A 25,016-nucleotide genomic window follows, 5' to 3' on the forward strand; every position below is an offset into this window, starting at 1 on the left:
TTATATGAATAAAAGATTTATGGGTTTATAAGGGATACCAAACCACTGTGAAATCGTGTTATCGGTTAATACTCCATGGTAGAAATAGAGTCCATTTCTCAATCCCTTATCGATATGTAACACGTTTTCAATGCCTCCCTCCTCGCCTATTTTCAACAGATAAGGAGTTAAAATATTACTCAACGAAAAGGATGCTGTTCGAGCATATCGTGAAGCGATATTCGGAACACAATAATGTATCACATTATGTTCCATGAATGTAGGTTCTGCAAATGTCGTAATTCGACTGGTTTCTACACATCCTCCGGTGTCGATACTCACATCTACGATTACCGCCCCTCTTTTCATAGTTTTTACCATATCTTCATTCACTACCACAGGAGAGCGATTCTCCCCACGCATCGCACCGATAACCACGTTACATCTCATCAATGCTTTTTTCAACACCTTAGGCTGCAAGGTTGAGGTAAAAACATTTTCATTCACGGCCTGTTTCAGTTTTCGCAAATTAGCTAAAGAATTATCAAAAACTTTCACTTTGGCTCCTAATCCAATGGCAGACTTCACTGCAGCTTGAGTAACTTCATTAGCTCCAAGGAAAACGACTTCAATGGGGGGAACTCCAGTAATATTTCCAAAAAGAATACCTCCTCCTCCATAAGATGTATTTCCGATAAGTTCAGATGCTACTAATACGGATGCCACTCCTATAATTTCACTAATCGACTGAACTACAGGGTGATTATATTCATCATCTTGAATGTATTCAAATGCCAACGCAGTTATTTGTTTCTTAGCTAAAGATGTGAAATAGTCTTTGTCTTGGGTTTTTATCTGTAAGGCAGAAAGAAGTACAGATTTGGGTTTCAAATGCTCAATTTCAGCTTTTGTAGGAGGTTCAACCTTTAAAACAATCGGACATGACAACACCTGTTCAGAGTCATAAACAATCTGAGCTCCTGCTTCGCTATAATCGCGGTCAGAAAAATTTGCCTCCTCCCCTGCTCCCGTTTCTATTAGGATTTGATGACCATTTGCTACCAAAACGGCAACATCGTCAGGAGCCAAACAAATACGTCGCTCTTGAAAGGTATGCTCCTTAGGTAAACCTATTTTTAGCGACACTTGTTGATTTGACACAGCTAAACACTCCTCTTGAGGTAAAAACTTTGAAAATGTGGATATTGAAGACATAATCTTTACTCTTTCGAGGGTACAAATATAAATAGAAAACCGTTAATAACAAAAACTATTTTTTTGGATAGATATGAATTTTGATTTTCATATTTTTATGTATATTTGCAAAAGTCGAAAAATTCACGTCTAAATACGTCATTGGGATGCTTCGTAGAGGGTACTAATTCAAAGGATTTTACCGTTAACGAATGGAAAATATGACAAAAAAGAGATGTAAATTATTTTTAGATTACCAAAAGAATAACTAAAAAATATTATTTATTTAAAAATTAACAATGAATCAGACTATTACAGCTAATTTTGAAAAAGTGAAACCTTATTTCTTAATTTTTCCATTATTAGTGATGGCGAGTGTTTTCTGCTTTTTGTTTGTAAACAACGCTTTAGAACCTGAAAAATACGTTTTTATTCAACAAGAATGTTTTTTTTATTTGAATGAAAAATTGTCGCAATTTCCTTATTTACAATATAATTTAACCCAATTTGGAGATGCTTTCATCGTGTTGTGTATGCTTTCGGTTTTCTTTTTTTATACTCCGAAGATATGGGAAAATCTGCTATCTGCTTCGTTGCTATCGCTCTTTTTTTCAAGGGGTTTAAAGGAATTTTTTGATGTTCCTCGTCCTGCTACCATACATCCTATAGATTCCTTTACGATTGTTGGAGAAAAAGCAGTCGGATTTTCAAGTTTTCCGTCAGGTCATTCGATAACCGTTTTTACAACGTTATGTGTACTGTTGATTGCTTTTTTACCTAAATCATTGATTAAAAAGGTTTTATATATTGTTATACTTGTTTTTTTGGGACTCATTTTAGCTTTCACTCGTGTAGGCGTGGGAGCTCATCATCCGCTGGATGTGATTTCAGGATGTGCAATAGGTTCTATATCAGCTTTTTTGGGAATTCTTATTAACCAAAAATATAACGCATGGACATGGATTTCCAATAAAAAATACTTACCTATTTTTATGGTGCTATTCTTAGGTTCCGTTATATTTTTGATTTACAGAATTTTAGAAGAAAATATTTTTGTATATTACCTTTCTTTATCTAGTTTAATTGTTTCACTATACACTATCATAAAAGCATATGTTAAAAAAATTAATAAATAATATTACTTTATATCGTTTTGTGCTAATTATCAGCATTTTAAACTTTATTTTCTTCCATTACGGATTCTTCAGTTTTGTTTTTCAAAATATTGATTACCATAGTTTTAATGGAATTTTACTTGTTATTAGTTTGTTTATACTGATGGTAGTAGCTAATTTCTTTGCTTTTTACCTGATTTTGTTTTTACTTCGAGCTATAGGTAAGTTTTTGTTAGCTATCACCTTCATTCTAAGTGCAATAGCTGTGTATTTTATCAATACATATAGTATTATTGTTGATGAAAGTATGATTGGTAATCTATTGAATACCGATTACGAAGAGTCAAGTAGCTTTTTTTCTGTGAAGTTAATTTTGTATCTACTCGTTTTGGGGATTATTCCAAGTATTTATATTTTAAAAGTAAGAGTTACATATCCTTCTGTAAAAAAATTCTTTAAAAATTTAGGAGCTATTTTATTGGTTATTTTAATTTTAGTAGTCATAAATACAAAAAATATTCTTTGGATTGACAAAAATTCAAAATATTTGGGAGGATTAGCCATGCCATGGTCATATTCGGTGAATACGATTCTTTACTACGTTCACAAAGCACAAGAAAATAGGCAAGAGATTTTGCTACCCGATGCTACGATAAAAAATAAGGAAAAATCGGTGATGGTGTTGGTCATTGGGGAGTCGGCTCGTAGTGAAAATTTTTCGCTTTATGGTTACAAAAAAAACACGAATCCGTTGCTTTCAAAAACAGAAAATGTTTTCCATTTTAGCGCTAATTCGTGTGCAACTTATACCACTGCCGCTGTAAAATGCATTTTAGAGCATCAGGATACAGGAGATTTATATGAAATTTTGCCAAACTATCTAAATCGTAGTGGTGTTGAGGTGGTTTGGAGAACGACCAATTCTGGTGAGCCTCCTGTTCATATTGATAAGTACTTCACAGGAAGTGCATTACGTCAAAATTGTGAAGAGAAAAATTGTGATTATGACGAGGTGCTTTTATCAGGGTTAAAAGAACAGATTTCGAAAAGTGATAAGGATAAAATATTAATTATTTTACATACTTCTACCAGTCATGGACCTACATATAATAAAAAATATCCTGCTGAATTTGAGGTATTTAAACCCGTATGTAATAGCGTGGAGTTAGGGAATTGCTCTCATGAGGAACTCATAAACGCTTATGACAATACGATTGTTTACACGGATTACATGTTGCACAAAATAATCGGAGATTTGAAAGAATTGGAGGATTACAAAACTGCCTTGCTCTACGTTTCAGATCATGGCGAATCCTTAGGAGAAAAAAATCTGTATATGCATGGGTTACCGATGAGTATTGCTCCAAAAGAACAATATGAAATCCCTTTTATTGTCTGGAAATCAGCAGATTCTAAGTCTATAAAATCCCTTAAAGACGTTACACAACACCATGTGTTCCACAGCGTTTTGAAATTTTTGGATGTAGAGAGTCCTATCTATAACGAAGAATTGAGCATTTTTGGCGATTAGCAATAAACTAAAAGATAAAAAAGTTGTATATTTGCTCTAAATAATTACAAATAAATTTAAAACACAGAAAAATGAGTAACTTTCCCAAATTTTTATTAGGTGACAATAGTGATTTTCCAGATGCTATTTTCGTCATCCACACCGAATACCCTCGCTTTGTACTTAATTTAGAAACCGATGAGGTTGAATGGTTGGAAGATTTCGATGAAGAAGACACTAAGGAACTTGAAATAGAGGCTGAAAACCTTATTCAGCAGTCATATGAATTTTACGAGCGTGAAATTGACCGATACGAGGGGTAATTCTGCTTTAAATTTTATTAACTAGAAATCCTTAATTATGAAAAATGTACTAAATATCAATCAATTAGATGTAGAAAATGGTGTTTACACTTATGCTGACTACCTTCTTTGGAAATTTGAAGAGCGTGTGGAGCTTCTCAAAGGAAAGATTTTCAAGATGTCACCTGCACCAAGTTTGAAACATCAGAAAATTTCTATGAATTTGAGTGGATTACTATGGCAATTTCTCAGAGGAAAGAAATGTCAATTGTTTTCAGCTCCGTTTGATGTACGTTTGCCTAAAAAGGAAGAAAAAGGTGATAATATTCACACGGTAGTTCAACCTGATTTATGTATAATTTGTGATGAAAGCAAATTGGATGAACGTGGCTGTATTGGAGCTCCTGACCTTATTATCGAAATTCTTTCGCCCGGAAATTCGAAAAAAGAAATGAAAAACAAATTTGAACTTTACCAAGAATCGGGTGTGGAAGAATATTGGATTGTAAACCCAACGGACGAAAATATTTTAGTGAATGTTTTGGAAGATGGAAAGTACAGAATTTTGAAACCCGTTGTAGATGAATATATTACATCGGTTAAATTTCCTGAGTTGAAAATCCACACCTCGGATATTTTTTAACATAAAGAATAATCCTTATGGCTACTATTAATAATATCAATCAGTTAGATTTAGTAAACGGTGTATATACATACGCAGACTATCTTCTTTGGAAATTTGAAGAGCGTGTGGAGCTTCTCAAAGGAAAGATTTTCAAGATGTCACCTGCACCCAGTTTGAAACATCAACGAATTTCTCTAAATATAACCTTATTTCTAGGGAATTATTTCAAAAATCAGAAATGTCAACTTTTTGTAGCTCCGTTTGATGTACGCTTGCCTAAAAAGGAAGAAAAAGGTGATAATATTCACACGGTAGTTCAACCTGATTTATGTATAATTTGTGATGAAAGCAAATTGGATGAACGTGGCTGTATTGGAGCTCCTGACCTTATTATCGAAATTCTTTCGCCCGGAAATTCGAAAAAAGAAATGAAAAACAAGTTTGAGCTTTACCAAGAATCGGGTGTGGAAGAATATTGGATTGTAAACCCAACGGACGAAAATATTTTAGTGAATGTTTTGGAAGATGGAAAATACAGAATTTTGAAACCCGTTGTAGATGAATATATTACATCGGTTAAATTTCCTAAGTTGAAAATCCACACCTCGGATATTTTTTAACATAAAGAATAATCCTTATGGCTACTATTAATAATATCAATCAGTTAGATTTAGTAAACGGTGTGTATACATACGCAGACTATCTTCTTTGGAGGTTTGAAGAGCGTGTGGAGCTTCTCAAAGGAAAGATTTTCAAGATGTCACCTGCACCCAGTTTGAAACATCAGAAAGTTTCTTCAGCATTACATGGAGAATTTCATATCTATTTTAAAAATAAAAAATGTCAATTGTTTTCAGCTCCGTTTGATGTACGTTTGCCTAAAAAGGACGAAAAAGGTGATAATATTCACACGGTAGTTCAACCTGATTTATGTGTAATTTGTGATGAAAGCAAGTTGGATGAGCGTGGCTGTATTGGAGCTCCTGACCTTATTATCGAAATTCTTTCGCCGGGAAATTCGAAAAAAGAAATGAAAAACAAGTTTGAGCTTTACCAAGAATCGGGTGTGGAAGAATATTGGATTGTAAACCCAACGGACGAAAATATTTTAGTGAATGTTTTGGAAGATGGAAAGTACAGAATTTTGAAACCCGTTGTAGATGAATATATTACATCGGTTAAATTTCCTGAGTTGAAAATCCACACCTCGGATATTTTTTAATATTTTTTATAGGGAATATATACTAACAGATAAAATCAATATTGAAGCCTAAGATAACAATCCATTATGTTTGAATATATTATAGAAAAAGATAAAGAGTTATTCCTTTACCTTAATGGCTTAGGTTCAGAGCATTGGGATATTTTTTGGCTCTTTATAAGTCATAAATTTTCTGCTTTACCTTTGTATGTTTTGTTGCTTTTTTTCTGTTTCAAGTACTTTAAGTGGAAGAAAACTATCGTAATATTAGTTTGTGTTGCCCTGATGATTGTTGCTACCGACCAATTGGCGAATGTTTTTAAATACGGTTTTGAGCGATTGCGTCCGTGTCATGACGAAAGTCTAATTTCCCAAATGCGTTTGATTATTTGTGGTGGTAAATACGGCTATTTTTCGGCTCATGCAGCTAGTTCAATGGCAGTAGCTGTCTTTTTTGGTAGATTATTCCGTAAGAAAATAAAATGGCTATTTCTTGTGTTGCTTTTGTGGTCATTTTTAGTGGGTTACAGCCGAATTTATTTAGGAGTTCACTTTCCTGGTGATGTGCTTACGGGCTTTATCATAGGCGGATTGTTAGGGTTTGTGTTTTATCTAATTATGGCTGATAGGTATAAACATAAAACAATGTAATATCAAAATTCTAAAAGGTTATGTACGAAGGGTTTAAAGAAATAATTAGTCGCGTTGTAAATAACATTATGGATTAATTGATGGTATTCAGCGATTTATAATTAAACACAATAATAGATTTAACCATGAGAAAAATTATATATTTATACTTATGTTTCTTCTCCTTAATTTCTTGTAAAGAGAAAACGCTATCTAATGAATATATGTCATTTGATGAAGTTCAATATGTTGAAAACTTTCCCAAATCACGGTCTCTTATCAAAGAAAAAATGGTTGATTTTGGAGTTTTGGGAGTCAATAGATTTCGTATTGTAGATAGCTTATTGTTTTTATCAACCAATGACAGTGATGCCTTATGGAAATTGGTCTCATTGCCTAAACAAAAAGTTTTGGGAGCATTTTTGAAAAAAGGACAAGGACCTAATGATTTTCCTATGGCTCCTAACCTTTGTACGCAGACTTGGATATCAAATCAAAATAATGAATGGATAGCTCACATTTATGATTTTAATAGAGGAAAGCTCTGTAAGTTAAATATTTCTCAGGTATTGGCAAATAAAACGGAAGAATTGATTATTTCCGAATTGGATTTACCCCAATCGCTGTTCAATGTTCAAATGCTTGATGAAACTCATTTCTTTTGTAAAATACTGAATAACGAAGCTACTTCACAAGAGCGATTTATGTTCCGCCAAAACAACAAAAGAATACCTCCTCCATTGGCAAAACTCAATGAAGCTCACGTAAGAAGAGGCGAGGATACGAACATATTATCAACGCTTGTTAAATACGATCATGAAAAAGATATTTTAGTAGAAATGCCTTTAGGACTTAACTACATAAATATGTACTCGCTACAAAATGATACTATAGCAAAAACAATATGTTTGGGTAAAGAGATGAATAGCATTACAAGTATTCAAAATACATTCAGATGGAATCGGATGTATACATTTTGTGATGTTCGCTCATTTAAAAATTTTTTTGGAGTTATGTTCATAAACGAAAAGGAGAAAAACTATCAAACGAATCGTGAAAATTTACCAACCATCTTCTTGTTCGATTGGGAAGGAAATCCTTTGATTGAACTGAAATTAGATCATTTAGCTACTTCTTTTGATATTGATTTCACAAATAACAAATTGTACACGCTTGATTCTCTTTCCGATGAAATGTTTGTTTATGACATAACTCATATACTATCTGAAATGAAATAAACAAATTATTTTTTCGTAACTTCGCCCTCTAAAAGAACATGTTCACAAGCATAGTGTTATTTCTTTTGGAGGGCAAGTTTATTTTATATATAACACAGAAAATTCAAAAAAATGAAGTTTCTTTAATCCATAAAATGCAATGAATCAGAATACACTTTTGACATATTTAGAAAATTTCATTACGGACTCACGCAAAGAACGCTTTACCGAAATTCTATCGCTAAGGACTAATCATTTTACGGTTGCCGTTGAGGATGTTTTTCAAATGCACAACACCAGTGCCGTGATTCGCAGTTGCGAAGTGTTTGGTGTGCAACAAGCTCATTTGATTGAACAGCACTTTGGGAAGCGATTAGATGCCAAAATCGCTATGGGAGCTCAAAAATGGGTGGATACATTTCGTTACGAATCTACCCAAGAGTGTATGGATACGCTCCGTGGAAAAGGCTACCAAATTGTAGCTACAACTCCGCATGAAGATGCTTATTTGCTAAATGATTTTGACATTACCCAAAAAAGTGCTTTCTTTTTCGGAACAGAAAAAAGTGGTCTTTCAAAAGAAGTTTTGAATCAAGCGGATACTTACCTAAAAATTCCAATGGTAGGTTTTACTGAAAGTTTAAACATTTCGGTTTGTGTAGCCATTATTTTGCAGCAACTGACTGAAAAACTCAGAAAATCAGATGTTTCATGGCAACTTACAGAAGAAGAAAAAACATGCATTCGCATTGATTGGACAAAAAAATCAATTCGCAGTGTAGAAGCTGTACTACAGCGGTTTAATGAAAAATATGTCGAGTAGTTTTTATAATTCAAACGTACGACGAGGATGAAACTTTACCAACATTTCCCTCAGGTGTGAATTCTCAACATGGACGTAAATCTGTGTAGTTGTGATGCTTTCATGTCCCAACATTGTTTGAATAGCACGTAGATTTGCACCATTTTCGAGTAGATGCGTAGCAAAAGAATGTCGAAAAGTATGTGGACTTATCTTTTTTTGTAATCCAATATTTTCCGCTGTTTGCCGAACAATGGTAAAGATCATTGCTCGAGTGAGTTGTTTTCCTCTTCGGTTTAGAAAAACGTAATCTTCATGCCCTTTGGCAATTTTGATTTTTTTTCGCTGATTATGAATATAATTTGATATTTGTTTTTTTGTAAATTCTCCAATGGGAATAAGTCTTTGTTTGCTTCCTTTGCCCATCACTCGAATAAAATCTTCTTCAAAAAATAAATCAGATAATCGTAGAGAAATTAGCTCTGAAACTCGTAATCCACAACCATAAAGTGTTTCGATAATTGCCTTATTTCGATGTCCTTCGTCTATGCTTAAATCGATGGATTCTAATAATTTATCAATTTCTTCCAGAGTAAGGGTATCGGGTAGTTTCAATCCTATTTTAGGGCTTTCAATCAAATCCATAGGATAATCTTCCCGATTTTTTTCAGACATCATAAACTTAAAAAAACTCTTCAAAGCTGAGATGAGTCGAGCTTGTGAGCGTGGATTCAACCCTTTAGAAGTTTCATATACAAATTGTCGTAAGGTATCCACCGAAATGGTGTTGGGAGTTTCTGCAATATGATAGGTTTCGAGATAGGAAATGAGTTTTTCGATATCCAATCCGTAGGAAGTTATTGAATTCTTAGACATTCCCCGTTGCAGTTGCAAATAAAATTGGTATTCTTCCTTAGTTTTGTGCCACATTTCTATCTTACCTTAATACTTTCTTTCATTTTTTCAACTACTTTGAAAGCTATCGGACAAATTTCCGTATTTTTAACGGTCAAATTACCTATTTGATATATTTTCTTCCTATCAGTATGTGGATATTCACGACAAGCCTTGGGTCGAACCTCATAGATTAAGCAATAATTATCGGATGCTAAAAAAGGACAAGGCATTGACTGAAATACATAGTCTTTATCTTCATCCACACGTAAATATTTGGTGATAAAATCCGATGGTTTTACGCGTAAGTGCTTGGAAATTCGCTCAATATCTATGTTTGTTAGCAGTGGTCCTGTTGTTTTACAACAATTAGCACATTGTAGACAGTCAACTTCAGCAGAAACCTCATCATGAATTTCCTGCATCATATAATCTAATTTTTTAGGAGGTTTTTTCTTCAATTGTGCAAAAAACTGTAAACTTTCATCCCGTTTTTGCTTGGCAAGTTTGGGTAGTTCTGACAAATTAATTTCCATTTTCTTCCATTTTCATTGAAAGTTCAAACCAACGTTCTGTTTTTTCTTCTAATTCAGTAATAATTTGCTGTAATTCCATTGATTTTTGTTGAATTTCATCTGAATTGAGTTCTCCTTTAGAAAATAAATCTTCAATGCTTGTTTTTTTATCTTCCAGAATAGAAATTTCTTTTTCTAATCGATTAAATTCTTTTTGTTCGTTAAAAGACAATCCTTTTAAACCATCTTTTCGCCATACATTTTTAGTAGTTTCTTTTTTCTCAGAACTTACCTCAACAGGAGGTGTGCTTTCTTCATATACCCTAAAATCCGTATAGTTACCGGGAAAATCCTCCACTACTCCATCACCTCGGAAAACAAATAAATGGTCTACTATTTTGTCCATAAAATAGCGGTCATGAGATACTACCAGCAAACATCCAGGGAAATCCAACAGAAATTCCTCCAAAACATTCAAAGTTACAATGTCTAAGTCATTTGTAGGCTCGTCTAAAATCAAAAAGTTAGGATTTTGAATCAAAACCGTACATAAATAGAGCCTTTTTAGCTCTCCTCCACTCAATTTTTCAACAAAATCATATTGCTTTTTACGGTCAAAGAGGAATCTTTCCAACAATTGAGCTGCCGAAAGCGTTTTTCCTTTCAGTAATGGAATGTATTCACCATATTTTTGAATGACTTCAATGACTTTTTGCCCTTCTTTCACTTCAATTCCTTCTTGAGTGTAATATCCAAATTTAATTGTATCACCAATAACAATTTTTCCGTTGTCAGGTTCTATTTTTTGTGTTAGGAGATTCAAAAAAGTTGATTTTCCTGTGCCGTTTTTCCCGATAATTCCAACCCGTTCGCCACGTAAGAAGTTGTAGTTGAATTTATTGAAAATAATTCTTTCACCAAATTGTTTGCCAACATTGTGAAATTCAACAATTTTGCTTCCCAAACGTTCCATATTGATTTCAAGTTGCACTACATGATCTTTACGGCGTTTGTGTGCTTGTTCTTTGATGATATAAAAATCATCAATACGTGATTTTGATTTGGTTGTACGAGCTTTTGGTTGACGACGCATCCAGTCTAATTCCTTGACATATAAATTTTTAGCTTTATCGATACTAGCTTGTTCCTGAGCCAGACGTTGCTCTTTTTTTTCAAGAAAATAAGAGTAATTCCCTTTGTAAGTATATAATTCTCCATTATCAAGTTCCACTATTTCATTACAGACACGTTCCAAAAAATAACGGTCGTGTGTAACCAAAAATAGGGTAATATTCTCCTTAGCAAAAAATTGCTCCAACCACTCAATCATCTCTAAATCAAGATGATTGGTAGGTTCGTCAAGTATGAGTAAGTCAGGTTTAGTAATCAGGACGTTTGCTAACGCTAATCGTTTTTTTTGTCCGCCTGAAAGATTTTTAACTTTTAGTTGTAGGTTATCCAATTTAAGCCGTGATAGGATTTGCTTGTACTGAGTTTCAAAGTCCCACGCATTGTGCAGTTCCATCTTTTCAAAGGCTTTTTGGTAATTTTTTTCATCACTTGGATTTTTCAAAGCCTTTTCATAGTCCTGAATGATTCTCAAAATGGGGTTATCCACAGAAAAGATGGTTTCTTCAATAGTAAAATCTTCATTAAATTCCGGATTTTGCGATAAAAAAGCGATGTGAATTCCATTTCTGGACACTACCTGACCACTATCAGGTTGATCTTTTCCTGATAATATGTTTAAAAGTGTCGTTTTTCCAGTTCCATTTTTAGCAACAAAAGCTATTTTTTGGTCTTTATTGATGCCAAAGGAAATGTTTTGAAATAAAACACGTTCACCGAACGATTTGGATATGTTTTCTACGGATAATAAATTCATTTTGCTCAAAAATATATGAGTTAATAGGCTCAAAAACCGCTTCTAAAGTTTAAATCCTAAAAATCTCTATTTCTCAGCAAAGATATATAAAATGCTCCATACCACAAATTATAGTGTTAAAATCGTAGGCTAATAGCGCATTATTTCGTAATTTCGGGGCAAATTTTGAAATACTATGGATTGGCTGATTTTCACGGAATTATTTGTTGTTTTAGTAGCTATTTTTGTAGGAGCTCGTGTGGGAGGAATTGGATTAGGAGTTTTTGGGATGCTCGGACTTGCTGTTCTGGTATTTGGTTTTGGTTTGAAACCAGGAAATGCTCCCATTGATGTGATGCTTATTATCCTTTCGGTTATCACAGCAGCAGCAGCTTTACAAGCAGCTGGAGGATTGGATTACTTGGTAAGGGTAGCTGAACGAATTCTTCGCAAGAATCCTTCAATGATTACGTTTTTAGCTCCAGTGGTATGCTATATTTTTACGTTTCTTTCTGGCACGGGACATATAGCTTATTCGCTTTTGCCTATCATCTCGGAAATTGCTACGGAAAGTAAAGTTCGTCCTGAACGTCCGTTAAGTATTTCAGTGATTGCTTCGCAACAAGCCATTACAGCAAGTCCCATTTCTGCAGCTACGGCAGCTCTTTTAGGAACAACGCTTCTGGGAGGACAAGGCATTGAACTCAGTGATATATTAATGATATGTATCCCTTCTACGCTCATAGGGGTGATTGTTGGTGCTTTTGCCGTACGATTTATCGGGGTAGATTTGGAAAAAGATTCCGAGTATCAACGAAGAGTACGTGACGGAATTTTAAAAAATGAGAAACAAACAACTTATGAAATTTCTGCTAAGGAAAACCAAAAAGCACTTATTTCGGTAATTATTTTTCTAATAGGTGTACTTTTAATTGTTATTTTCGGGTCTATTCCTTCTTTACGACCTTCGTTTGTATTAACCGATGGCACTTCCTACCGACTCGGAATGACTGAAATTATCGAAATTGTGATGATGTCCATTGCAGGATTGATGCTTATTTTCACTAAAACGAATGTAGATAAAGCAGTTAAAGGGAGCGTCTTTATAGCAGGAATGCAGGCCGTAATTGCTATCTTTGGCATCGCATGGATGGGAGATACATTTTTTAATGGAAATATTGAATTTTTTAAAACACATATTGAACATATAGTCACTGATTATCCATTTTTGTTTGCTATAGCTCTTTTTGTAATGTCCATTTTGCTGTTTAGCCAAGCCGCTACGGTGCGTACACTTTACCCGTTAGGAATTGCTTTGGGCATTCCTCCATTGGCTCTGGTTGCCATGTTTCCTGCCGTAAATGGGTATTTTTTCATTCCAAACTACCCCACTGTAGTAGCAGCTATTAGTTTTGACCGTACAGGAACTACTCGAATTGGAAAATATGTACTTAATCATTCGTTTCAACTGCCTGGCTTTGTTGCTACCATTGTTTCTATCGCTGTTGGATATTTCCTGATTTTGTTTTTATGATTATATAATAAATTAATATCCAATACAATATATTTTATGAACATTCCAAAAAAAATTATCCTTTTATTAGTTATTTTCATACCTATGGCAGTCTTCGGACAAAAGCCTATGATACGCATTATTGCCACTGGTGGAACTATCGCTGGAGTTAGTAAATCAACCACCGACAGTAATTATAAGGCTGGTGAATTAGGAATTTATGAATTACTACAAGCCGTTCCAGAGGTAAAAAATGTAGCAGAAGTTAGTGGAGAGCAGCTTGTAAAAATAGGTTCACAGGATATGAACGATCAAGTATGGCTGAAACTTTCCAAACGAGTCAATGAACTTCTTACAAAGGAAAATTACGATGGTGTTGTGATCACCCATGGAACGGATACTATGGAAGAAACAGCCTATTTTCTTAATCTTACAGTTCATAGCAATAAACCTGTGGTGATGGTTGGAGCCATGCGTCCAGCTACAGGAATGAGTGCCGATGGGCCTTTGAACTTGTACAATGCGATAGTAGTTGCAGCTTCATCAAAGGCTACTAACAAAGGGGTAATGGTAGTGATGAATGATGTTATACACGATGCTAAAGATGTAATCAAAAGCAATACATTGGCTGTGGAAACATTCCAAAGTGCGAATTTTGGCAAATTAGGATATATCCATAATGGAAAAACTTTTTTCAGTAGAATGCCTCAAAATAAACATACCACACAATCTATTTTTGATGTAGATAATCTAAAATTTTTACCAAAAGTAGGTATCGTTTATGGGTATTCTAATATGTCGGAACTTCCAATGAAAGCTTTTATAGATGCTCAATTCGATGGAATTGTCTATGCAGGTGTAGGAAACGGAAATTTTTATCACACACTATTTGATTTAGCTGTACAAGCTCAGAAAAAAGGTATTCAAATCGTACGTTCATCGCGTGTACCCATGGGTGCGACAACTCTTGATGCCGAAGTAGATGATACTAAATACAATTTCGTAGCCGCTCAAACTCTAAATCCGCAAAAAGCACGTATACTACTGATGCTTGCACTTACAAAAACCAAAGATTGGAAACTAATTCAGCAATATTTTAACGAATATTGAACTTTTACTTGTGATATATTAATTTTTATGGATATAACCCGAGTAAGTGTTATTAGAACAAACGAAATGAAAGCTGTCCGAAGGTGGACAACTTTCATTTTCTAATGTTATGTTCTTTTAATAATTACATCAATTCATGCATTGTACGGCTTAATACGTCACGCTGTTGTTCAGGTGTCAGACTGATAAGCCTTACTGCATATCCCGATACACGAATTGTAAAATTAGGATACTCCTCAGGAGCTGCGATTACTTTTTCTAACATTTCTTTATTAAACACATTTGTATTCAAGTGGAAACCTCCCTGTAAGAAGTAACCATCCATCATCGAAGTTAGATTTTTTATTTGGTCACCTTTAGTTTTTCCTAATGACGAAGGTGTGAAAGCCGCCGTAAGACTTATTCCATCTCGACTGTATTCATATGGAATTTTAGCTACCGAACTCAAACAAGCCAACGCACCACTTCTGTCTCTTCCATTCATTGGATTTGCTCCTGGTGAGAAAGGTTCTCCTTCACGTCTTCCATCAGGAGTATTTCCTGTTTTTTTGCCGTAAACGACATTCGAAGTAATTGTTAGAATGGATGTTGTGGTTTCATCAGCTCTGTACACTTTATGTTTGCGAAGCATTGTCATGAATTTTTTCAATAATTCAACAGCAATAGCATCCGCACGGTCATCATTATTTCCGAATGTAGGGAATTCCCCTTCGATTTTATAGTCTATTGCAAGTCCCGTTTCATCAACAATTGGAGTTACTTTAGCATATTTTATTGCAGACAAACTATCCACGGCAACTGAGAAACCTGCGATACCTGTAGCCATAAACCTACGAACATTAGTATCGTGTAGTGCCATTTCCAAACTTTCATAAGAATATTTATCATGCATGTAGTGGATTACGTTCAATGTATTGATGTACAATTTGCACAACCATTCCATAAATTGATCGTAACTTTCGATTACCTTATCATAGTTTAATACGCCACGTAAAGGTTCTGTTTTAGGTCCAATTTGTTCGCCTGTCATTTCATCTCGTCCTCCGTTAATAGCGTAAAGTAATGCTTTAGCTAAATTGGCTCTCGCTCCAAAAAATTGCATGTCTTTTCCGGTGGTCATTCCCGATACACAACAAGCTATTGATTTATCACAGGTTTTCAAGAAGTCAGAAAGAAGCTCATCACTCTCATACTGGATTGCTGAATGGTTAATTGAAGATTCAGCACAGAAATCTTTAAATCCTTTTGGAAGTCTTGAAGACCAAAGAACTGTCAAATTAGGTTCAGGAGAGTTCCCCATATTGTCGAGAGTATGAATGAAGCGGAAATCGGTTTTCGTTACCAAAGATCTTTCATTATCAAGCATTTCCCCAACGATAAGTGTTGCCCAAATCGGATCTCCTGAGAACAATTGGTTGTAATCGGGCGTACGAGCAAATTTCACCATTCGAAGTTTCAACACTAAGTTGTCAATGAGTTCTTGAGCTTCCACTTCAGTAAGTGTTCCGTCTTGTAGGTCACGTTCAATGTAAATATCAAGGAAAGTAGCAATATTTCCGATACTCATCGCAGCACCGTTTTGTTGTTTGATAGCTGCCAAATATCCAAAATAAAGCCATTGAACTGCTTCACGAGCATTCGTAGCAGGTTTTGAGATATCGAAACCATACATTTTTCCAAGTTCTTTTAACTCTTTCAAAGCTCGAATTTGTTCAGCTACTTCCTCTCTGTCACGAATAATATGTTCGGTCATCACACCATCGGATCCAATCTCATTGAAATCCTTTACTTTGAATTGGATAAGCTGATCTACTCCGTACAAAGCTACACGACGATAGTCTCCAATAATGCGACCTCTTCCATAAGCATCAGGAAGTCCAGTAATTACCCCCGATTTACGCACAGCACGCATCTCAGGAGTATACACATCAAAAACCCCTTGATTGTGTGTTTTACGGTAGTCTGTAAAAATTTTAACTACTTCATCTTCAACTTTATATCCATAAGCTTCGCAACTATGTATCGCCATATTAATACCTCCAAAAGGCATTAAAGCTCGTTTTAGAGGCTTATCTGTTTGTAATCCAACTACTTTCTCACGTTCTTTGTCTAGATATCCTACAGAGTGAGAAAGTATGGTTGAAGGAATTTTTGTGTCCATGTCAACAACCCCGCCGTTAAGACGCTCTTGCTTCATCAGTTCATCAAATTTCCTTACAAGCTCAGCCGTATCAGCGGTAGGACCTTCTAAAAAAGAGGCATCTCCACGATACTCAGTGTAATTTTTGGTAATAAAATCGACTAAATCAACTTGATTTTCCCATTTTCCTCCAACGAAAGGTTTTTTAAGTTCTGTTGCTACCATGTTGTCTATTTTTTTGTTATCTCATGTTCATTAAAACCGTAACAAAGATATGAAAAAAGCGTTTAAATACCAAAAGATTTTTTAATCTTTTTGTAACAAAAACTTATTTTTCTATTCCTGCCAAAAGTTTTTAATTTTATGACATTTTTGTTTTTAACTATTTGATTTAAAATAAACTTAGTTGTAAACCTACTGATTATCTCTATTGAAAAGTATTTACGTAGTTTTTTTATTCTTTCACTTTGATTTTCTTTTCATTGTACACATAATTAAGTTTCAAATGTCGTATCATGGTATTATTTACTCTTAAAATTACTAAGTATTGCCTTTATCATAATAAAACCATTTCATCTATTCCGAAAGAAGATAACAATATGGCTGCATAAATCTGAAATTTTACCATTTTTTCGCTCATAAAAAGAAAGTATTTATTTTACTTCATATCACTGAAAAGCAACACTAGATTCATGCTTTTGCATGAATATAAGCACTGCTTAGTGGAATATTCCAAAACCTAATATAGAGTAGCGTTTAACATTCATTCAGTTGTCCGAATAACACTTCCTATTAGTGATATACCTGATAGGATAATTCAACCTATACCGTTCATAATTAAATATTTATATATTTAAAATTTGTAATGAGACGAAAACTAAAATTTGTCCAATTACAGGTTTATTTTGTATTTCGTTTCGCTTGAAGTGTCTATATTTTGAAAAAATAGAGCTTGATAAACGTACGAAATTCTCAGGTTCTTCTTTTATTCAAAATTTCGGATAGTTTATGCAGATGTTAAAAAAATATTTTTATGTGACAAAATATTATTCTATATTTGCGAGTAGAACTTGGATATTTTAGTGGTTAAAATTTCAAGTGGAATGGTATTAACTAAATGGAATAGAAAATATTACGAAATCAAAGAAACGTTTATGAAAAATATAATCACTGTAATCTGTTGCGTTGCTTTCTTTACTTCAAACGCACAAACTTTTGAGAAGGATTCAATTATGTTGCGTTCAATCCACACCGAAACTTTAACAAAGGGCAAGGCATACGATTGGTTGCACCATATATGCTATCAGATAGGACATCGTCTGTCGGGGTCACATGGTGAGAAAAAAATGATTGAATTTTTGAAAACCGAACTTGAGGAATTGAACACTGATGTTAAGCTACAACCCGTGATGGTTCCTCATTGGATACGTGGTTTGCCTGAATATGCCTATATCCAAACTGCTAAAAATAAAATTACTCCGGTTCCCATTTTAGCACTGGGAGGCTCGGTTGCAACACCTGCTTCGGGAATCAAGGGACAAGTCGTTGAATTTAAAAGTTTGGAAGACTTAGAAAAAGCAGATATTAACAGTGTTATAGGAAAAATTGTATTCCTAAATGGAGCTTTACCTAATGAATATATTGACGCATTTGATTCGTACAGTGCCTGTGGATCACAGCGTTACTCAGGAGCAAGAGTTGCAGTAAACAAAGGAGCCATCGCTGTGATTGTAAGATCATTATCTCATAAAATTGACGACCATCCTCACACAGGAGTAATGTCGTATGAAGACTTGCCAAAAAGCAGACACATTCCTGCCGCAGCAATCAGCACCAAAGGAGCCGATTTATTAAGTACCCTGCTTGTCTTAAATCCAAAATTGGAATTTTATTTCAAACAGAATTGTAAAACATTCGACGATGTACAATCTTACAACGTAATTGGGGAAATCAAAGGAAGCCTCTATCCCGATGAAATTATTACCTTTGGAGCTCATCTTGATTCATGGGATGTTGGACATGGAGCCCATGATGATGGAGCTGGTGTTGCTCAAAGTTTAGAAGTTATTCGTATCTTTAAATCATTGAATTACAAACCAAAACGCACTATTCGCATTGTTCTTTTCGCTAATGAAGAAAATGGTGCGGGAGGTGGTCAAAAATATGCTGAAGAAAGCAAAAAAAATAGAGAAAATCAAATCTTTGCTTTAGAGACAGATGCGGGTGGATTTTCTCCTCGTGGATTTAATTTGCGTGGTGAAACCCAAAAAATAGAGAAGATAAAGATGTGGGAAAAATTATTTACTCCATATTATATACACTTATTTAGAAAAGGATATCCGGGATTAGACATCAGCCCTTTACAGACTGAAAATAATGTATTAGCGGGATTAGTCCCTGATTCTCAGCGTTATTTTGACCACCATCACTCCGAAACCGACGTTTTTGATGCCGTTAACAAACGAGAATTGTCATTAGGAGCTGCTGCTATTACCAGTTTGATTTATTTGGTAGACATGTACGGACTTTGATATACTTGGAAAAAGAGGAAGCATATACTGAAAATGAAAATATATTGTTAAAAATGGGGACATCAGTAAAAAAATAATAATTCTAAATTGTCAATTCTCAATTAATTACTACCTTTGCCCCGTAGAATAAAACATATGAATTCATTTAAACAGTTAGGACTGAACGAGTCCATCCTCAAAGCCATTACTGATATGGGCTTTGAAAAACCTTCCGAAATTCAAGAAAAAGCCATCCCCACCCTGTTGTCCGAAGATGTTGATATGGTTGCGTTGGCTCAAACCGGAACAGGGAAAACAGCGGCTTTTGGTTTTCCTCTTTTACAAAAAATTGACGCTGAAACTAAAGAAACACAAGCTCTTATCCTTTCTCCTACCAGAGAATTGTGTTTACAAATTACTTCTGAATTGAAATTATATTCCAAGTACATGCCTAACATTCATGTAGTTGCCATTTATGGAGGAGCAAGTATCGAAGAACAAACGAAAAGCATTAGAAAAGGGGCTCAAATTATTGTAGCTACGCCTGGTCGTATGCAGGATATGATTCGAAGAGGTTTTGTAAATATTTCAAATATAGATATTTGCGTTTTAGACGAAGCTGATGAAATGCTTAACATGGGCTTCTATGAGGACATCACCAGTATCCTATCACATACGCCTGACACAAAAAATACGTGGCTTTTTTCAGCAACTATGCCGAACGAAGTAGCTAAAATTGCACGTCAGTTTATGTATAAACCTTTTGAGGTTACCGTAGGTTCTCGGAATCAGGCGTCGAATAATATCCGTCACGAATACTATATGGTCAATGGACGCCATCGCTACCAAGCTTTGAAACGTTTGGCAGATGCAAATCCGGACATATTTTCAGTGGTTTTCTGTCGTACAAAAAAAGATACTCAAGCAGTTGCTGAAAAATTAATCGAAGATGGGTATAATGCAGCCGCATTGCATGGCGATTTAAGTCAAAATCAACGCGATTTGGTTATGAAATCATTCAGAGCCAGACAAATACAAATGTTAGTAGCAACTGACGTTGCTGCTCGAGGGATTGATGTTGACGATATCACACATGTGATTCACTACCAACTTCCTGATGAAACTGAAACCTATACCCACCGAAGTGGACGTACAGGTCGTGCAGGAAAATCGGGAGTTTCTATGGTTATCATCCCTAAAAGTGAGGTGAAAAAGATAAAATCCATAGAGAAAATTATTCAACAACCCTTTGAACAAAAACCACTCCCCAGTGGCATTGAAATTTGTGAAATTCAGCTCTATCATCTGGCAAACAACATCAAAAATAGTACAGTAGAAACTGCCATAGAGGACTACTTACCAGCTATTTACGATGTTTTAGAAGGTTTAGATAGAGAAGAAATTATTAAACGAATGGTGGCGGTAGAGTTTAGCCGTTTCTTCAATTACTACAAAAACGCTGAAGATTTGAATGCCTCTAACGGAAAAGAAAAAGGAAGTTCCGATAATGGCGAGGTACGTTATTTTATAAACATTGGTGAAAGAGATGGTTACGATTGGAAAACTTTAAAGGACTTCTTAAAAGCAACCTTAAATTTAGACCGTGACGATGTTTTTAAAGTAGACGTAAAGAACAGCTTCTCTTTCTTTAATACGGATGCTGAATTGGTTGATTTAGTGACCAGTACATTTAATGATTTTCAATTAGATGGACGTTTCGTAAACGTTGAAATTTCTAAAAAAGAAGAGCGAGGTAGCGGTAGAAATGGGCGCGATTCAAGAGGTAAAGGAGAATTTAAAGGCAGAAACCGAGGGGACTCAAAACGAAGAGATCGAGATTCTAAATCCGAAGGTCGTTCTTCATCTCGAAGAAAAGACAGAGGCAGAGGACAAAAAGCAGCACAAGCCTTTGATAATGCCTTTAAAAGAAAAAAAAGAAAATAATCGTTTGGTATCATTGAACATACACTGATTGTAACATACTTATTAATAAACCGTTACAAAAATCTCTGTCAAGTAATTTTGATAGGGATTTTTTGTTTACTACAAATATCTTGTTGCGAATTACAGATATTTCAATTTGATGTAAATAATATTTACAATTAGATTTACTGTTTAAATCTCCTTTAAAAACAACACTTCGAAAGTAAAAAACAATAAAATATTTCGATTTTATTTGTTTAATTACCTTTTTATTTTATAGATTTGCGACAATAAATTCTAAAAAATCAAAATCATGAGAAGAAAAATTTTAATTAGTAGTAGCCTAATTTATGGTGCTTTTTTAATGAGGTTGTCAGCGAGAGGAAATGGAACAAGAACCTTTACAAGAGATTCACAAAAATGAAGTACACTTTCATAGTGAAGACAAGCACGTACACACCTATGACTTGAACAAATTAGCAAAACACAATGGTAGTGTGTTCGAATTTATTAGCAAAAAAGGAAGTAAATCGATATTTTCTAAAGGAAACAACAGCGGTGTTTATTTAGATGAAGAACAGATTATGAAAATCAAAAACGGAAAATACACCAGTTATTCGTTTTTAACACACCGTGAGAATTTACCCAAAAATGTGGTTGAAAATTTGGTTGTAGAGCAAGTAAATGACACGCTTCGAGCCTATTTGATACGCTATCAGTATTCGGATCGGTATATGGACAACCTTGCTAAAGGAGTGAAAAACCAACGTTTTGACGGGACTATTATCCGTACAGGTTATCACACTGATTTAGATGCTCTACTAAAAATGGAAGAACCATCTTCCGTACATGAAAATTTAACGCGTATGACATTTAACAGAGTCTGTTATGACATCAATTTGATTATTTCATATTCTTGTAACTCGGGGAAACACTTTGTTGGAGATGACCGATGTGCCTTATCAGGAAGTGCAAGAGCCCATAATGAATATAGAACCGTTACGAAGTGTTATAATGAAATTGATTACGGTTGGACACCTCCAATGGAACAAATAGACCATATTGCTGATGACTATTTGGGAGGAGGTGGCGGAACACCTTCTGCTCCTGCCGTTGTGGTTAACATCAAGCGAGAGAGAGCAGATGGCGGAGCCACTGAGATTGAAGATGATGGTTATATCATTGACGAAATCATAGACCAAATAACCAACGAAAAAATTAAATGCCTACACGACAAACTACGCAATGGTAACAACGACTATGTAAAAGAAATTTTTAGTAAATTTGAAGGAAATGGTACCGAATTTGATATTGTGATTTCGTCAGAAAATAAAGTACTTTATGAAGGAAGAGAGGTAAATGCCAAAACAACTTTTACGAGAGGAAGTAAAGCTATTCATATTCGAATAAGTGAATCAAAAGCGATTGGAAGAAGTGCTTTGGAAATAGCAAGGACCATTTTCCACGAATATATTCACGCAGATATTCACAGAAAAATTCAAACAGGGGATGTCTCAAATCCAAGTGATTTTAAATCGGTGTATGAAAAATATAAATCAGAGAGAGAAGAACAATATCAACACGAAATGATGGGTAAGTTATATGTAGAGACTATGCGTGATGCTCTTAAAAAGTTCCATAAGGAACAACTTACAGAGGATTATAATAAATTTGTTAAGAATTATGAAAGAGAACCTTCCGATGAGCTTTACGAAGCATTAGCTTGGCAGGGACTTAAAGAACATAATGTTGATGCTTATAAAGAATTAAATCCTGATAAGAAAAAAAGTATTGATGAAGTACTTCAAACAGAGGCAAAGATGCTAACTAAAAATTGTAATTAAAATGAAAATCTTAATCACACTAATTTTCTGTGCTTGTGTAAGTTTTGCACAAGCACAGATTAACTCAAATAGTCTGTTTTTTGTAATAAATAATGATAATCCAAACTTCTATGAAAAAGTTATTGGGAGAAATATCACACAAAAAACATATGGGATAAACTGCCCCAACTCACCTTTTTGGAGTGTTTCCTTTATGTACTTTTCAAAAGATTTCTTTGACTATCCCGCAAGATTTGTTTTACTTATGCCACAAACAATGTTTAAAGAATTCGAAAAGAAAAATAGCGTAATCTATGTAAAACAAGAGGAAGAAAAATGGATCAAAATGCAATTTGATGAATTTTCAAGTCAAGTGTTAGAACGCTCACCTCATTATGAAGATAGGTTTTACAATTACTATGACAAAGAATATCAAACCGAAAAACGATATAATATTTTTATCATTAAAGAAGAAGATTTAGAGAAGGATTATATTCCTTGTTATGAAGTACAATTATTTATTAGACCGACAGCTTTGGAATGAAAACAATAATAATATTAATTTTCTGTGTTTGTGCAAACTTTGTGACGGCACAAATTAACCCAAGCTCCTTATTTTTGGTAATTGACGATAAAGATGGTACCCAAAAAACAGAAACTCGCAATATCAAGGGAGAAGAAAATTACACATTAAAAACCAGTTATTATAAAGAACATCAGAATGTAGAGCTTCTTTTTGATAACGGGAAAAATGCTAATTATTACATCGCTTATTATATAAACCAAAGTGAAAATTGGCAAGTATCTTTTCGTTTTGATTACTATAAAGGGGAAGAAAATGAAACTTATGGAGGTTACATTTTGCTTCTTTCCAATCCGATGTTTGAAAGTTTTAAAAGAAAGGGAAATGTAGCAATTTTTCAAGATGCACAAAAACAGTGGAAAATATACAATCGAAAGGAATTTATCAACAAAATAAGGACAAATCATTCGCAGTACATCTATCGACATTTAAGTGGTGGAAAATACAGAGATACAACACGTAATAATATCTTTATCGTTTTCTCCTCTGATTTAGAAAGAGATTATATTCCTTGCTACGAAGTTGATGTTTTAATAAGTACAATTGAAGAATATTGTGATTAAAATGAAACTAATTCTAACACTAATTTTCTGTGCTTGTGTAAGTTTTGCACAAGCACAGATTAACTCAAATAGTCTGTTTTTTGTAACTAATTATGAAAACGCAAATTCTTATTTTTTTTAGTCTTATATCTAGCCATATAGTTGTTGCCCAAAAATATATTTCGTTGGAAGAGCTAAACTCAAAATACGATGTTAAAGAGTACAATTTTAGTTTATCTTCTTTTGGAATAGAGAGAACTTTTGAAGTTTACAACATAGAAAGAGGCGAAGATTTATTACTTATTACAATTTTACCCGATTTAAAAGATGGCTATGATTGGATAGAAGTTCAAAAAAGTGAATTGCAGGAAGAAAATTTTGTTTCCTATCGATATTTGATTGATAAATTGGAAGTTAACAATAATTTATCTAATAAATACTTTTTAGTTAAAAAAATTGGCGATCAAATTTTTAGGGCAAGACTCACAAATTTGCAATTGTTTAAAATTGTTAATCTTTCGGATGAGGATATTCAAATATCTGGAAAAAACGTTCTTAATTTGGAAGGAAAACAAATAACAAAAGAGCAAGTATATATCAAATATAAAAAGCAGTTTCCTGATAAAGTGTTTTTATTTGAAAACGGTTTCGGAATACCCAGTTATTTAGAAAGTGTATATCTATATGATGTTCAACTGATAAATAACGAACAAGTATATTTCTTTTGGATTTTTAATACGTATGGAGGAATTGGCAACTTAGCATATATTAAAGGAAAAGGAATTGTTGCAGGGCGTTATCCCTATTATTTTTCATTAAAAACAGGAGGTAAAATAGCTGTAAGTAACGACCCCTCTTATTTGCTTCGTAAAGTGTGGGACAAAAATGATACAGAAAACAAAATGATGTGGGCAAAAGAACTTTTTCCTGAAAGGCAATAACTTTTAGATTTGTAACAATGAAAACAAAACTTTTAATCACACTATTTTTATGTTCTTTTCTCGGGTTTTCACAATCCGAGAAA

Annotated in this window: 22 protein-coding genes; 17 read left to right on the top strand and 5 right to left on the bottom strand. The window is 34.2% G+C overall.

Annotation, left to right across the window (positions count from 1 at the left end; genetic code table 11):
• Complete coding sequence (locus tag ACF3OB_RS00830; RefSeq protein ID WP_042007019.1) at nt 1-1,185, bottom strand: alanine dehydrogenase; 1,185 nt, start codon at nt 1,183-1,185, stop codon at nt 1-3.
• Nucleotides 1,186-1,472: 287 nt separating this feature from the next.
• Between ACF3OB_RS00830 and ACF3OB_RS00835 the strand changes: the two genes are divergently transcribed.
• From ACF3OB_RS00835 to ACF3OB_RS00875, 9 genes are all read left to right on the top strand, one after another.
• Nucleotides 1,473-2,309: a phosphatase PAP2 family protein gene (locus tag ACF3OB_RS00835; protein WP_042346421.1), complete on the top strand. Its 837-nt coding sequence runs from the start codon at nt 1,473-1,475 to the stop codon at nt 2,307-2,309.
• Nucleotides 2,287-3,819 carry a phosphoethanolamine--lipid A transferase EptA gene (gene eptA / locus ACF3OB_RS00840; protein WP_392447925.1) on the top strand — a complete coding sequence of 511 codons (1,533 nt, stop codon included), beginning with the start codon at nt 2,287-2,289 and terminating at the stop codon, nt 3,817-3,819. Before ACF3OB_RS00835 ends, eptA begins: the two co-directional genes overlap by 23 nt.
• Before the next feature lie 71 nt (nt 3,820-3,890).
• Nucleotides 3,891-4,121: a hypothetical protein gene (locus ACF3OB_RS00845; protein ID WP_042007003.1), complete on the top strand. Its 231-nt coding sequence runs from the start codon at nt 3,891-3,893 to the stop codon at nt 4,119-4,121.
• A gap of 37 nt (nt 4,122-4,158) precedes the next feature.
• The gene (locus tag ACF3OB_RS00850; protein ID WP_392447926.1) at nt 4,159-4,743 is read left to right on the top strand and encodes a Uma2 family endonuclease; all 585 of its coding nucleotides are present in this window, start codon (nt 4,159-4,161) and stop codon (nt 4,741-4,743) included.
• A 17-nt stretch (nt 4,744-4,760) separates the two neighbouring features.
• The gene (locus ACF3OB_RS00855; protein WP_392447927.1) at nt 4,761-5,345 is read left to right on the top strand and encodes a Uma2 family endonuclease; all 585 of its coding nucleotides are present in this window, start codon (nt 4,761-4,763) and stop codon (nt 5,343-5,345) included.
• Between the two features lie 17 nt (nt 5,346-5,362).
• Complete coding sequence (locus tag ACF3OB_RS00860) at nt 5,363-5,947, top strand: Uma2 family endonuclease (RefSeq protein ID WP_095894387.1); 585 nt, start codon at nt 5,363-5,365, stop codon at nt 5,945-5,947.
• Nucleotides 5,948-6,013: 66 nt separating this feature from the next.
• On the top strand, nt 6,014-6,577 hold the full coding sequence (locus tag ACF3OB_RS00865; RefSeq protein ID WP_095912624.1) for a phosphatase PAP2 family protein: 564 nt from the start codon (nt 6,014-6,016) through the stop codon (nt 6,575-6,577).
• Nucleotides 6,578-6,702: 125 nt separating this feature from the next.
• Nucleotides 6,703-7,794, top strand: coding sequence for a BF3164 family lipoprotein (locus ACF3OB_RS00870; RefSeq protein WP_172919752.1), 1,092 nt, complete (start codon nt 6,703-6,705; stop codon nt 7,792-7,794).
• 139 nt (nt 7,795-7,933) lie between these two features.
• Nucleotides 7,934-8,596, top strand: a complete 663-nt coding sequence (locus ACF3OB_RS00875) for a TrmH family RNA methyltransferase (protein WP_392447928.1) — start codon at nt 7,934-7,936, stop codon at nt 8,594-8,596.
• 3 nt (nt 8,597-8,599) lie between these two features.
• On the opposite strand, the gene xerD is transcribed toward ACF3OB_RS00875, so the two are convergent.
• From xerD to ACF3OB_RS00890, 3 genes are read right to left on the bottom strand one after another with little or no spacing between them, the layout of a single operon-like run.
• Nucleotides 8,600-9,505: a site-specific tyrosine recombinase XerD gene (gene xerD, locus ACF3OB_RS00880; RefSeq protein ID WP_392447930.1), complete on the bottom strand. Its 906-nt coding sequence runs from the start codon at nt 9,503-9,505 to the stop codon at nt 8,600-8,602.
• A gap of 2 nt (nt 9,506-9,507) precedes the next feature.
• The gene (locus tag ACF3OB_RS00885; RefSeq protein ID WP_119652596.1) at nt 9,508-10,005 is read right to left on the bottom strand and encodes a YkgJ family cysteine cluster protein; all 498 of its coding nucleotides are present in this window, start codon (nt 10,003-10,005) and stop codon (nt 9,508-9,510) included.
• Nucleotides 9,995-11,869, bottom strand: a complete 1,875-nt coding sequence (locus tag ACF3OB_RS00890) for an ABC-F family ATP-binding cassette domain-containing protein (protein ID WP_392447933.1) — start codon at nt 11,867-11,869, stop codon at nt 9,995-9,997. Before ACF3OB_RS00890 ends, ACF3OB_RS00885 begins: the two co-directional genes overlap by 11 nt.
• A 184-nt stretch (nt 11,870-12,053) precedes the next feature.
• Between ACF3OB_RS00890 and ACF3OB_RS00895 the strand changes: the two genes are divergently transcribed.
• Both ACF3OB_RS00895 and ansB read left to right on the top strand, forming a co-directional pair.
• Nucleotides 12,054-13,382, top strand: a complete 1,329-nt coding sequence (locus tag ACF3OB_RS00895) for an anaerobic C4-dicarboxylate transporter family protein (protein WP_095912764.1) — start codon at nt 12,054-12,056, stop codon at nt 13,380-13,382.
• A gap of 36 nt (nt 13,383-13,418) precedes the next feature.
• The gene (gene ansB / locus ACF3OB_RS00900) at nt 13,419-14,471 is read left to right on the top strand and encodes an L-asparaginase 2 (protein ID WP_095912620.1); all 1,053 of its coding nucleotides are present in this window, start codon (nt 13,419-13,421) and stop codon (nt 14,469-14,471) included.
• Between the two features lie 124 nt (nt 14,472-14,595).
• On the opposite strand, the gene pflB is transcribed toward ansB, so the two are convergent.
• Complete coding sequence (gene pflB / locus ACF3OB_RS00905; RefSeq protein ID WP_172918351.1) at nt 14,596-16,836, bottom strand: formate C-acetyltransferase; 2,241 nt, start codon at nt 16,834-16,836, stop codon at nt 14,596-14,598.
• Nucleotides 16,837-17,765: 929 nt separating this feature from the next.
• On the opposite strand from pflB, the gene ACF3OB_RS00910 reads away from it, so the two are divergent.
• The 6 genes from ACF3OB_RS00910 (at nt 17,766) to ACF3OB_RS00935 (ending at nt 24,933) form a co-directional block, all read left to right on the top strand.
• Nucleotides 17,766-19,142, top strand: coding sequence for a M20/M25/M40 family metallo-hydrolase (locus ACF3OB_RS00910; protein ID WP_392447935.1), 1,377 nt, complete (start codon nt 17,766-17,768; stop codon nt 19,140-19,142).
• A 135-nt stretch (nt 19,143-19,277) separates the two neighbouring features.
• Nucleotides 19,278-21,065 (top strand): DEAD/DEAH box helicase, encoded by a 1,788-nt coding sequence (locus ACF3OB_RS00915; protein ID WP_212895438.1) that lies wholly within the window; start codon nt 19,278-19,280, stop codon nt 21,063-21,065.
• A 365-nt stretch (nt 21,066-21,430) separates the two neighbouring features.
• Nucleotides 21,431-22,888 (top strand): hypothetical protein, encoded by a 1,458-nt coding sequence (locus ACF3OB_RS00920; protein WP_172919747.1) that lies wholly within the window; start codon nt 21,431-21,433, stop codon nt 22,886-22,888.
• A 1-nt stretch (nt 22,889) separates the two neighbouring features.
• Nucleotides 22,890-23,411 carry a hypothetical protein gene (locus tag ACF3OB_RS00925; protein ID WP_172914573.1) on the top strand — a complete coding sequence of 174 codons (522 nt, stop codon included), beginning with the start codon at nt 22,890-22,892 and terminating at the stop codon, nt 23,409-23,411.
• Nucleotides 23,408-24,013, top strand: a complete 606-nt coding sequence (locus tag ACF3OB_RS00930) for a hypothetical protein (RefSeq protein ID WP_392447939.1) — start codon at nt 23,408-23,410, stop codon at nt 24,011-24,013. Before ACF3OB_RS00925 ends, ACF3OB_RS00930 begins: the two co-directional genes overlap by 4 nt.
• 92 nt (nt 24,014-24,105) lie before the next feature.
• Nucleotides 24,106-24,933, top strand: coding sequence for a hypothetical protein (locus ACF3OB_RS00935; protein ID WP_392447941.1), 828 nt, complete (start codon nt 24,106-24,108; stop codon nt 24,931-24,933).
• The last annotated feature ends 83 nt before the right edge of the window (nt 24,934-25,016 follow it).

Origin of the sequence: Capnocytophaga canis, assembly GCF_043187445.1 — a bacterium.
In the GTDB taxonomy this organism is placed as follows: domain Bacteria; phylum Bacteroidota; class Bacteroidia; order Flavobacteriales; family Flavobacteriaceae; genus Capnocytophaga; species Capnocytophaga canis.